This is a genomic window from Pseudogracilibacillus amylolyticus (SeqCode), from assembly GCF_051918545.1.
In the GTDB taxonomy this organism is placed as follows: domain Bacteria; phylum Bacillota; class Bacilli; order Bacillales; family Amphibacillaceae; genus Pseudogracilibacillus.
This window is the reverse complement of sequence record NZ_JBPPZG010000039.1, coordinates 12,468-23,771: the sequence shown is the minus strand read 5'-3', so window position 1 is coordinate 23,771 and position 11,304 is coordinate 12,468. Positions and strand designations below refer to the sequence as shown.

Annotated in this window: 11 protein-coding genes; all 11 read left to right on the top strand. The window is 30.6% G+C overall.

Translation table 11 applies throughout. The features are described 5' to 3' along the window. Positions 1 to 1,070, top strand: a 1,070-nt coding sequence (locus ACPYKA_RS06655; RefSeq protein WP_479541565.1) for a UDP-N-acetylglucosamine 4,6-dehydratase family protein, incomplete at its 5' end; no start/stop codon positions are given. Between the two features lie 18 nt (positions 1,071 to 1,088). Continuing rightward, positions 1,089 to 1,973: a UTP--glucose-1-phosphate uridylyltransferase GalU gene (galU, locus tag ACPYKA_RS06650; RefSeq protein WP_047184548.1), complete on the top strand. Its 885-nt coding sequence runs from the start codon at positions 1,089 to 1,091 to the stop codon at positions 1,971 to 1,973. Between the two features lie 142 nt (positions 1,974 to 2,115). After that, the gene (locus tag ACPYKA_RS06645) at positions 2,116 to 2,745 is read left to right on the top strand and encodes a sugar transferase (RefSeq protein WP_047184549.1); all 630 of its coding nucleotides are present in this window, start codon (positions 2,116 to 2,118) and stop codon (positions 2,743 to 2,745) included. Beyond that, on the top strand, positions 2,742 to 3,590 hold the full coding sequence (locus ACPYKA_RS06640; protein WP_047184550.1) for an NAD-dependent epimerase/dehydratase family protein: 849 nt from the start codon (positions 2,742 to 2,744) through the stop codon (positions 3,588 to 3,590). Before ACPYKA_RS06645 ends, ACPYKA_RS06640 begins: the two co-directional genes overlap by 4 nt. A gap of 1 nt (position 3,591) precedes the next feature. Next, complete coding sequence (locus ACPYKA_RS06635) at positions 3,592 to 4,689, top strand: glycosyltransferase family 4 protein (protein WP_047184551.1); 1,098 nt, start codon at positions 3,592 to 3,594, stop codon at positions 4,687 to 4,689. A 115-nt stretch (positions 4,690 to 4,804) separates the two neighbouring features. Further along, positions 4,805 to 5,809: a glycosyltransferase family 2 protein gene (locus ACPYKA_RS06630; protein ID WP_047184552.1), complete on the top strand. Its 1,005-nt coding sequence runs from the start codon at positions 4,805 to 4,807 to the stop codon at positions 5,807 to 5,809. 50 nt (positions 5,810 to 5,859) lie between these two features. Then, positions 5,860 to 6,744 carry a glycosyltransferase family 2 protein gene (locus ACPYKA_RS06625; protein WP_052771668.1) on the top strand — a complete coding sequence of 295 codons (885 nt, stop codon included), beginning with the start codon at positions 5,860 to 5,862 and terminating at the stop codon, positions 6,742 to 6,744. 115 nt (positions 6,745 to 6,859) lie between these two features. Next, positions 6,860 to 8,137, top strand: coding sequence for an O-antigen ligase family protein (locus tag ACPYKA_RS06620; RefSeq protein WP_479541564.1), 1,278 nt, complete (start codon positions 6,860 to 6,862; stop codon positions 8,135 to 8,137). A 32-nt stretch (positions 8,138 to 8,169) separates the two neighbouring features. Beyond that, complete coding sequence (locus ACPYKA_RS06615) at positions 8,170 to 9,174, top strand: glycosyltransferase (RefSeq protein ID WP_084824033.1); 1,005 nt, start codon at positions 8,170 to 8,172, stop codon at positions 9,172 to 9,174. Positions 9,175 to 9,227: 53 nt separating this feature from the next. Beyond that, positions 9,228 to 10,703: a lipopolysaccharide biosynthesis protein gene (locus tag ACPYKA_RS06610; protein WP_047184554.1), complete on the top strand. Its 1,476-nt coding sequence runs from the start codon at positions 9,228 to 9,230 to the stop codon at positions 10,701 to 10,703. 4 nt (positions 10,704 to 10,707) lie between these two features. Continuing rightward, positions 10,708 to 11,226 carry a hypothetical protein gene (locus tag ACPYKA_RS06605; protein WP_479541563.1) on the top strand — a complete coding sequence of 173 codons (519 nt, stop codon included), beginning with the start codon at positions 10,708 to 10,710 and terminating at the stop codon, positions 11,224 to 11,226. Positions 11,227 to 11,304 lie beyond the last annotated feature (78 nt).

The following is an 11,304-nucleotide window of genomic DNA, read 5'->3' as shown; positions in this document are numbered from 1 at the left end:
ACGTGGAAGTTGAAGACCTACTTGGACGTGAGCCAGTAAAACTTGATATTAATGCGATATCTGAATATGTAACTGGAAGTACGGTGATGGTTACTGGTGCTGGCGGTTCGATTGGTTCTGAGATTTGCCGTCAGTTAATGAAATTCACACCTAGTAAAATTCTTTTAGTTGGCCATGGAGAATTTAGTATCTATTCCATAGATATGGAATTGAAAAATAAATATAAAGATAGTGGGATTGAAATTGTTCCAGTTATTGGGGATGTACAAGACCGAGAGCGAATTTATGAAATTGTCGAGCAGCACCAACCAAGAATTATCTATCATGCCGCTGCCCATAAACATGTTCCATTAATGGAGTATAATCCACATGAGGCAGTGAAAAACAATGTCATTGGTACGAAAAATGTTGCAGATGCTGCAGATACATTCGGTGTTCAAACATTTGTTATGGTTTCAACCGATAAAGCAGTAAATCCAACGAATGTTATGGGGGCAACGAAACGTCTTGCAGAAATGGTTGTACAGGATAGGGCAAAACACAGTAAGACAAAGTTTGTTGCTGTACGATTCGGAAATGTATTAGGAAGCCGTGGTAGTGTAATTCCGTTATTTAAAAAACAAATTGAAAATGGTGGTCCCGTAACGGTTACACATCCCGATATGACTCGTTACTTCATGACTATCCCAGAGGCGTCACGACTTGTCATTCAGGCAGGAACCCTTGCAAAAGGTGGGGAAATCTTTGTGCTTGATATGGGGGAACCAGTGAAAATTGTTGATCTTGCACGAAACTTAATTAAGCTATCTGGTTATACCGAAGAAGAAATTCCAATTGAATTTGCAGGTATTCGTCCAGGAGAGAAGATGTATGAGGAAATCTTGAATGAAGATGAGATTCTTCCCGGTGAGGTGTATGAGAAGATTTATGTTGGTCGGACTGTGGCCGTAGAGTCGGAAATGATTATAGATTTGATTGAGAAACTTGATACATTTGATAGTATTAGTTTGAAGGAAGCACTGATGGGGATTGTTTATAAGGAACGAGAAGAACTATTAGCTAAAGCGTAATAAAGTGGGGGTATTATAATGAAGACCGTAAAAAAAGCCATTATTCCAGCAGCAGGGTTGGGGACAAGATTTTTACCAGCCACAAAAGCAATGCCTAAGGAAATGTTGCCAATTGTGGATAGACCAACGATTGAGTATATTGTGGAAGAGGCAATCGAATCTGGTATTGAAGATATTATTATCGTAACTGGGAAAGGCAAACGTGCGATAGAAGATCATTTCGATCATAATTTTGAGCTAGAAGATAATTTGATGAGAAAGGAGAAATTTGACCTACTTGAAAAGGTAAATCAGGCTACTAATGTAGATATTCACTATATTCGTCAAAAGGAGCCTAAAGGGTTAGGACATGCCGTTTGGACTGCACGTAAGTTTATTGGTAATGAGCCTTTCGCCGTATTATTAGGTGATGATATTGTTCGAGCAGAAACACCAGGTTTAAAACAGTTGATTAATCATTTTGAAGAAACACAATCTTCTATTGTTGGTGTGCAGCAAGTTCCTGATAGTGAAACACACCGTTATGGAATAGTGGATCCTAGTACCATTGAGGGACGACGTTATCGCGTAAACAACTTTGTTGAAAAACCAGAACAAGGAACTTCTCCTTCCAATTTAGCGATCATGGGACGTTATGTGTTTACCCCGGAAATCTTCACCTTTCTTGATAAGCAACAAATTGGGGCAGGTGGAGAAATTCAACTGACAGATGCTATTCAAATGCTTAATGAGGTTCAAGAGGTGTATGCGTATGATTTTGAGGGTACGCGTTATGATGTTGGGGAGAAGTTAGGATTCGTAAAAACCACTATTGATTTAGCTTTAGAAAATAATGAAATAAAAGATGAATTGCTAAACTACTTAATTAAAAAAGTTGAGGAAACCAAGGTTTTGGTTAAATAACTAATGATAAGGAGAGCAGTACCTGTTCTCCTTATCATCTAGGTTTAGTGGATTAGTAGTTAGTGGGGAATAGGTGATTTGTAAATTCCAATTAAGTCCTAATTTACTAATAGACTTTTCAAAAAAAGGAGTGCTATAAGCTATGTATTTGAAGATAAAGAGACTGATAGATATTATTTTTTCTTTAATAGGACTCATTGTATTATCACCAATCTTTTTAATTCTAATTATTGCTATTAAGATTGATTCAAGGGGGCCAATTCTGTTTAGACAAAAGCGTGTTGGAATCAACAAGAAACATTTTAATATATTAAAGTTCCGTACTATGAGAATAGATACACCTAAGGACACTCCAACTCATTTACTTGAAAATCCAGATCAATATATTACTAAAATAGGTAAGTTCCTAAGAAAGACATCACTTGATGAGTTACCGCAAATTTGGAATATCTTTGTTGGGCAGATGAGTATTATTGGACCCCGTCCCGCATTGTGGAATCAGTACGATTTGATTGAAGAACGTGATAAGTACAATGCAAATGATGTGCCACCCGGACTAACTGGTTGGGCACAAATTAATGGTCGGGATGAACTGCCAATTGAGGTTAAGGCAAAGTTAGACGGAGAGTATGTTGGGAAAATTAGTTTTTGGATGGATGTTAAGTGCTTCTTTGGGACTATTGTTAGTGTTGTTAAGAGTGATGGGGTTGTTGAAGGTGGTACTGGAGCTGAAAATGAAGTTGCAAGTACTAAGGAGAGCATTTCTAAATGAAAAAAATATTGGTTACAGGGAAGAATAGTTATGTGGGTACTAGCTTTGTTAAATGGCTTGAAAAGTATTCCGATAGATATTTAATTGATTTGATTAGTTTAAGAGATGGTTCGTGGAAAGAGAAGGATTTTTCGGATTATGATGTTGTGCTTCATGTAGCTGGGATTGCACATAGAAAGGAAACGAAAGAAAATGCATACCTTTATTATAAAGTGAACCGAGATTTGACTTATGAAGTTGCTCAAAAGTCAAAAGCTGAAGGTGTTAAGCAGTTCATATTCCTTAGTTCTATGAGTGTCTATGGGATTAAGAGTGGTGTGGTTGAAAAGGACTCTTCTCTTAAGCCTAAAAGTAATTATGGAAAATCTAAACTTCAGGCAGAGCAATTGATTTCATCATTAGAAGATGACATTTTTAAAGTTGCAATTTTACGCCCACCTATGATTTACGGTAAAGGTTGTAAAGGTAATTATACTAGACTGTCAAAACTTGCACTAAAAACACCTATTTTTCCCGATATAGATAATAAGCGCAGTATGATTTATATAGATAATCTATCCGAGTTTATAAGGTATGTTATTGATAATGGGAGTAGGGGTTTACTGTTTCCACAAAACAATGAATATGTGAACACAAGTAAAATGGTTGGGTTGATTGCAAAGACACATGGTAAGAAAATTTGGGTAACTAAGTTATTTAATCCCTTATTGAAATTAATGAAGGGAAATAATACTTTTAATAAAGTATTCGGAAACTTGGTTTATGAAGAAAATTTATCTAGACATAATGTTCAATTTAATAACTTTATTGGTTTTGAGGAATCAATAAAGTTGACGGAGGATTAAGATGAAGAAAGTAGTAATACTATCAAACCATCATGCATATACTTACAACTTCCGTAAAGAGATTATACAAAGGCTTATAGATGAGAACTTTAAAGTCTATGTAGTTCTACCTTATGGTGAAAAAGTTGAATTATTAAAAAAAATGGGTTGCGAGTTCATAAATTTACCTCTTGATAGGAGGGGAATGAATCCGATAACCGATTTAAAATTACTTCTTAATTATTACAAAATTATAAAAAAAGTTAACCCGGATGCGGTTTTTTCTTATACGGTAAAACCAAATATATATGGTGGTATTGTATGTAGATTTTTAAACATTCCTTTCTTTCCCAATGTTACTGGGCTTGGGTCTGCCGTTGAAAATGAAAGTTTAATTCAAAAGTTATTAGTACATATGTATAGATTTGCGTATAAGAAGGCTAGCTGTATATTCTTCCAAAATAAGGAAAATAAACAGTTTTTTGAAAACAAGAAGATTGTAATTAAAAATTCAAGAATTATCCCTGGGTCTGGGGTAAATACGCAATTTTTTTCGTTAATTCCTTATCCCTCTGATAAAACTATAGAATTTGTATTTATATCAAGGATTATGAAGGAAAAAGGGATAGATCAATACTTACAAGCAGCTCAGTATATTAGAAAGAAATATCCCAATACAAAATTTCATGTTTTAGGATTTTGTGAAGAAGATTATGAGCCAAGACTTCGTGAATTACATGATAATGGAATAATTCATTATCATGGAATGCAGAGCGATGTTCGAGAGTTTCATAAGATATCACATTGTACAATACACCCAACTTACTACCCTGAAGGAATGTCCAATGTACTTTTAGAAAGCTCCGCAAGTGGGCGACCAATTATCACGACAAATCGTAGTGGATGTAAGGAAATTCTAGACGATGGCATAAATGGGTATATTGTTGAACAAAAGAATAGCAATGATTTAATAAAAAAAATCGAAAAATTTCTTGCTTTATCCTATGAAGAAAAAAAATCTATGGGTTTAGCTGGCAGATTAAAAGTTGAAAAAGAGTTTGATAGGGAAATTGTGGTTAATGCCTATATATCAGAATTAAACCGAGTAATAAACAGATAAATGATAAAAGGGTAGTGTGCATAAGTATTATTGATATAGAACTAAGTTTAGGATTAAAAGAATTAATGAGGGAGACCTTATTTTAGGTATCTAAAACTTATAGAGGGAGTAAAAAATGATTAATAATTCAAAAAGAAAAGATGGTGAAGACAAAGTAATCATATCTATAGTTATAATAGCAAAAAATGAAGAACTAGGGATTAAAAGATGTTTAGACTCAGTAATAAAGGAATTATCTAATTTTAATGGATGGGAAATTATCATTGTAGATTCTTCTTCAATTGACAATACTTTAGAAATCGCTAAAAATTATCCTTGTAAAATTTATAGAATTAAAGCAAATTCTTATTCAGCTTCATTAGGAAGGTATGTTGGTACACTTATGTCAACAGGTGATTATATTCTATACTTAGATGCTGATATGGAATTATATCCTGGTTGGTTAAATCCTGCTATAAGATCTATAGAAGATGATGATCTAGCGGCTGGTATTATCGGAATTCGTAATGACATAATTTATAATGAGAATCTAGAAATAGTAGATAAGCAACCAAATGTCTATAAAATAAAACAGTTTGGCATTGCGCATCACTTTGGGGGAGCATTACTTGTTAAAAGAAATGTGATAAACCGTATTGGTGGATATGACATAAAGTTATTTTCAAATGAGGAACCTGAACTTCATAGTAGAATTATAAAAGAAGGATTACATGTATTACAAATTCCTATTCCAATGATTATTCATCATGATAAGAAAAGAGAAGTTAAATTTTATAAAAAAGTTAAAGATATATTTAATAAAAGGTTTCTAGGTTTACCTTTAGGCTTTAAGTATAGTTTTTCCAAGAAGAATGTATTTCAATACTTTTTTAGAATGAAAGAGTTCTTAATTCCAATCTTTACTGATTTAATTTCTCTTACATTTTTAATAGTATATTTTTTCCTTGAAAGCAATGCCTTCATTAGCTTAATAGTATTGCTTGAATGTTTCTCTTTAATATTTACTTTTATTATTAAAAAGCCAAAGCGCTTTTTGCAAAGTAAACTATTATCTTTTAGTTTTATTAGAGGTTTATTTTATAAAGTTGAATTAAATTACGAAATTGAAAAAATTGCTTAGAACTAGGAGGATGTTTCTAAAAAAATACGAGGGAGGAGTGAATTAATATAATGCCAAAAGTAAGTGTTATCATACCAACATATAAAAGAGCAAATATGTTAGAAAGGGCAATAAATACTGTTTTAAAGCAAACTTATAAAAATATAGAAATAATAGTAGTAGATGATAATGATCCCTCTACTGAATATAGAAAAAATACAAATAAATTAATGGAAAAATATAAAGACAATAATAAGGTGAAATATATAAAACATAATAAAAACAAAAATGGTGCAGCGGCAAGAAATACTGGAATAAGATTCAGTACAGGGGATTTATTATGTTTTTTAGACGATGATGATTGGTATCTTGAAAATAAGCTTGAACTGCAAGTTTCTTATTTGCTTCAGAATCCACAATATAAAGCTGTCTATTGCGGTTGGTATAGAGATGGTAAAGATACTAGGCCCCAAAAAGAAGGGATTTTATCATATGAGATATTATCAGGGGAAATGAAGATATTTACAAATGCAATTATGATATGGAGAGATATAGCGATTGAAATTGGAGGATGGGACGAGAAGTTTATACGAAACCAAGAAGCTGTTTTTTTATTAAGGTTATTTAATCATGGATATGGGATTGGTGTAATCCCAGACGTACTAGTTAATTTTGATATCAGTGACCGCTCTAACGAGTTGCCACCACTACAAAATAAAAAACTATATGATTTTTATTTAGACTATCATAAAGAAACAATAACTATGCTTGAGAAAAAAGTGAAAAATGCTAAAAAAAAAATATATACAAAAAGATATAGAGGGGTATTGTTCGCATTAATAAAGAGAAGAGAGTTTATTAATGCACTCAAGCATTATTTAAATACAATTAAAGTCTATCCAATTCAATTTAATAAAGAAATAATTCGTCATATTTTGTCAAAAATAAACATTTGATTGATACTTTTGGATAGGATTTCCATAATTAAGATAATTGAATACATTGCATAAATTAACTTTAAAATGTACATTTAAATATTTATATTAGAATGAGAGTAAGAGGATGTTATTATTGAAGAAGTATAATGCAAAAACTCTTGATATACAAAATCATATTTTATCTAAAATAAACAGTTTAATGATTGCTATATTGTTAACATCTAATTTTATCACGCAGATCTTTGCTTCTTTAGAAGTTATAAATGAGAATTTATTGCCAATAATTTTTATAGTATCTTTATTGGGTTCATACTTTACTGCAATTATATTAGGTTATAAATTTAATACTTTAAGTAAACAATCAATCATCTTTTTATATTTTATATTCATTGTATTTATTGTTACTTTTTTAATTCAAGGTACTAATTCTTATGTTAGTCAATATTTTATTGAATTTATAGCCTTTGGTGTAATTATATTTATGCTAACAGTTTTACCATTTTCATCAACTACTATAATAATCTTCACAATGCATATTGGAAACCTTATTTTGATAAATCCATTTGGTTTTGCAGATTTTATAAGTCTCGATGCACTGTATGATAGGGTAGAGATGGGTGCATCATACTCGATGTTACCTAGTGTTGTGGCTACGATAATTTATTTTTTCTTTATCAGGAAAAATTATAGAAGTAAGATTAGTATAATAAGTTATTTTTCGAATGGATACATGCTGTATTTATTAATTACTGAAGGAACTCGCGGAGCAGTTTTAGCAACTTTTATCCTTCTTTTATTTGTTCTTTATATAAAAATCACTTATAAATCTAATATGAAATACAAATATTTTATATCCTCAGGTATTCTAATTTTAACACTTATTTCTTTAGTTATTATAGTATTTAATTTAAAAGCAATATTATCGTGGATAAATAAAACCCTACAGGGTATTGGCTTTGAATCCGCCACTATAATTAAAACACTTAGTATGATTGAGGGAGAAGGTTGGATAGGAATACTTAATAGTCGAAACTTATTATATGAGGATGCGTTTCAATTATTTGTAGAATCACCATTATGGGGACATGGAATAGGTAGTTATGCAAACATTTATAACGGAATTTATCCTCATAATTTATTTTTACAGCTTTTGGTAGAAGGAGGAATTCTTTTTGTAATTCCCTTCACAATAATTTTGATATTTTGTTTTTGGTTGCTTATTAAGCCATGGTCGCACAATAGTAGTGAGATTAAACTTTTAATATTAATGTTATTTATAATTAGTGTTCCTAGATTAATGTTTTCTTCCTATTTATGGCACAACCAAGCATTTTGGTTATTAATTTTTGTTTACTTAACTAAGTGTAAGACTATAGCGAAGTTTAAAGTGAAATTTAAAACTGGAAATTAGATTATTTATTAGTTAATAAGGAGATTAAAAAGTTGAATAAAGCTTTAAGAACGGAAGAAGAAATTATAAATTCGTGGAAACAAAAAAGTGATGACTTTAAAGTTAGTATTTGCTCTACAACTTATAACCATGAACAATATATTGAGGATGCTCTTACAGGATTTTTAATGCAAAAAACAGACTTTCCTTTTGAAATACTCATACATGATGATGCTTCAACAGACAATACTCAGGCTATAATAAAAGATTATGAACAGAGGTATCCAAATATTATTAAACCGATATATCAAAAGGAAAATCAATATTCACAAGGAATAAGGGTAAACCTTACATTTAATTATTTAAGAGCAAATGGGAAATATATTGCTTTATGTGAAGGTGATGATTATTGGACGAATGAGTATAAATTACAAAAGCAGGTAGATGTAATGGAAAAAAACAATGACATTATGCTTTGTGTTCATGCAACTGGAGTATTGAAAGTGCTGGAAAATAAAGTTGAGTCGAATAAGATAAAATTGAACGATGGAGACAAATTCATAGGAGCTCCTGAGGTGATTTTAGGAGGAGGTGAGTATGGACATACTTCTTCTTTTGTATTTCGAAGAAATATGATAATTGATCTCCCTAATTGGTATATCCAGTACCCTGCTGGTGATACGCCAACAAGACTTTTAGCTGCTTATAAAGGGTATATATACTATTTAGATAAAGAAATGTCTGTATATCGGCAAGGAATAGAAGGTTCATGGACTAATAGAATGAAAAATGATGAAAGGTTTATAAATCATTGGAAAAAAAGTATTGAAATGTTCAATGAGTTTGATGAATATGCAAGTTATAAATATTCTAAAGCAATTCATAAAAGGAAAAGCAAGATAGCATATTCTATCCTTAATAGAATAGCTTCTTCGGATAATGATCAAGATATGATAAAAGAATATTATTCGCTATTATTTGGAATGGATAAAATGAAATATCTATTAAAAATAAAATTTCCACATATGTTTAATATATTGAAAGCCATTAAAGGATAGGCTGATCATAATATTTACGGTGAATTTTAAATGTACAAAAAGTAGGTTTATAAATGTCAACTAATAAACAATTACAGAAAAAGACTTTGAATGGTTTAATATGGAGCTTCGTTGATCTTATGGCAAATCAAGGCATTCAGTTTATAATAATGATTATTTTAGCTAGGTTGCTTTTGCCAGAACACTTTGGACTTTTAGGTATGGTTATGATCTTCGTTGCTCTATCCCAAACTGTTGTTGATAGTGGTTTTAGCCAAGCTTTAATACGCGAGAAGAATGTTGAAAGAATAGACTATTCTACTACTTTCATCGTCAATATAGTATTCTCAATATTTATATACACTTTAATATATTTTATAGCACCATTAGTTAGTCAGTTTTATTCTGAATCGCAGATTACTCGAATATTACGAGTTATAGGGTTAGTTGTTTTTTTTCAAGCTATATCTATTGTTCCAAGAACTATTCTAACAAGAAATGTTGATTTTAAAACTCAGACGAAAGTTAGTATAACAGCAAGTATTTCTTCAGGAATTATTGCGATAACATTAGCCTTAGCGGGATACGGTGTATGGGCTCTTGTATATAGAATAGTTATACAAAAAGCTGTAGAATCATTAATGTTAAACTATGTTAATAGATGGAAACCAGTAATGGAATTTAGTGTTCTATCTTTTAAAAAATTCTATTCATTCGGTTGGAAACTATTAATTTCAGGACTTATTGATACAATTTACCAAAATATATATTACGTTATCATAGGAAGAATGTATATGAAACGAGATTTAGGCTTATATACGAATGCTCGACAAATTCGAGATGCTCTGAATAAAGGAGTAACTAGTTCAATACAACGAGTGACTTACCCCGTATTAAGCAGTATTCAATCAGAAGAAGAAAGGTTAAAGTATGGTTTTAAAAAGGTAATACGTCTGACTGCGTATGTTTTTTTTCCCATAATGTTAGGAATAGCCGCTATAGCTGATTCCTTATTAGTTTTACTTCTTGGACAAAAATGGGAATCGGCTGTATTATATTTCCAATTATTATGCGTTGCAGCGATTCTTTTTCCTATGCATGCGATTAACCTTAATATATTAAAGGTTAAAGGAAGATCTGATTTATTCCTTAGGCTTGAAATAATAAAAAAAGTAATGACTACAGTTGCTCTAATAATTACTATATTCCTTAATCTTGGTGTAGCTAGTTTTATAGTAACCGCAATTATAACTAATCATTTAAGTTTGTTAATTAATACTTATTACTCAGGTAAAGAAATAGAATACGGAACGATAGAGCAAATAAAAGATCTTCTTCCCTCTTATATAAATTCGTTCCTAATGGCGATTATAGTTTATTATATTGGTCATCTAGTAGACTTGCCGTTGATTCTTATTGTTGTTTTGCAAGTAATCATTGGTGTTATAACTTATTTCTTTTTAAGTAGAATATTTAAAGTTCCAGAATTAGTTCAAGTCTTTAAATTAATTAATCCTATACTATTAAAAGTATTGAAAGGAAGAGCATAAAATAGTGGTCAATAAAATAAGTAAAAAATTAATAAAAAAACTTCTGCAATCAAAGGGATATTCATCATATATTTCCTCCATATTAATTGACAAAGTTCTGGATGACTATAAAAACAATAAAGGGATTGATTTAAGAAACAAAATTTGGGCTTATAGAAAGGGTTTTTTATCTAAAAATGCTCTTATATATAACTTAAATGAAGAAAACATAGATGAATACTTACAAGACTTTGCATACTATAAATTGCATCCCATAAATGGAAAGTTTTCTAAGTTAATAGATGACAAAATTACACTTAAATATGTACTAAATAAATATAATAATTACTTACCTGAATATTATTATAAAATAGAAGACAAAAAGTTTATTCCAATATTTGAAGGCTTATATTTTAACGATTCTTATGATGGTTTTATAAATTTATTAAAGGAAAAAAATATTTTGGCACTTAAATTAATAAATGGATCGCTAGGTAAGGGTTTTTACAAAATTACTTTATTATCAAATGTAGATGTAGTATAGATTTATGGACACAACTTGGTTAAGTCATTAATATTAAACTAACGAAAGGTTGTGTCCGAATCATGAGTCAAAAACGGT

Bases quoted from the DNA above. Each gene is read 5' to 3' on its own strand.
- galU (WP_047184548.1), top strand. From the start codon at position 1,089: ATGAAGACCGTAAAAAAAGCCATTATTCCAGCAGCAGGGTTGGGGACA.
- ACPYKA_RS06645 (WP_047184549.1), top strand. From the start codon at position 2,116: ATGTATTTGAAGATAAAGAGACTGATAGATATTATTTTTTCTTTAATA.
- ACPYKA_RS06640 (WP_047184550.1), top strand. From the start codon at position 2,742: ATGAAAAAAATATTGGTTACAGGGAAGAATAGTTATGTGGGTACTAGC.
- ACPYKA_RS06635 (WP_047184551.1), top strand. From the start codon at position 3,592: ATGAAGAAAGTAGTAATACTATCAAACCATCATGCATATACTTACAAC.
- ACPYKA_RS06630 (WP_047184552.1), top strand. From the start codon at position 4,805: ATGATTAATAATTCAAAAAGAAAAGATGGTGAAGACAAAGTAATCATA.
- ACPYKA_RS06625 (WP_052771668.1), top strand. From the start codon at position 5,860: ATGCCAAAAGTAAGTGTTATCATACCAACATATAAAAGAGCAAATATG.
- ACPYKA_RS06610 (WP_047184554.1), top strand. From the start codon at position 9,228: ATGTCAACTAATAAACAATTACAGAAAAAGACTTTGAATGGTTTAATA.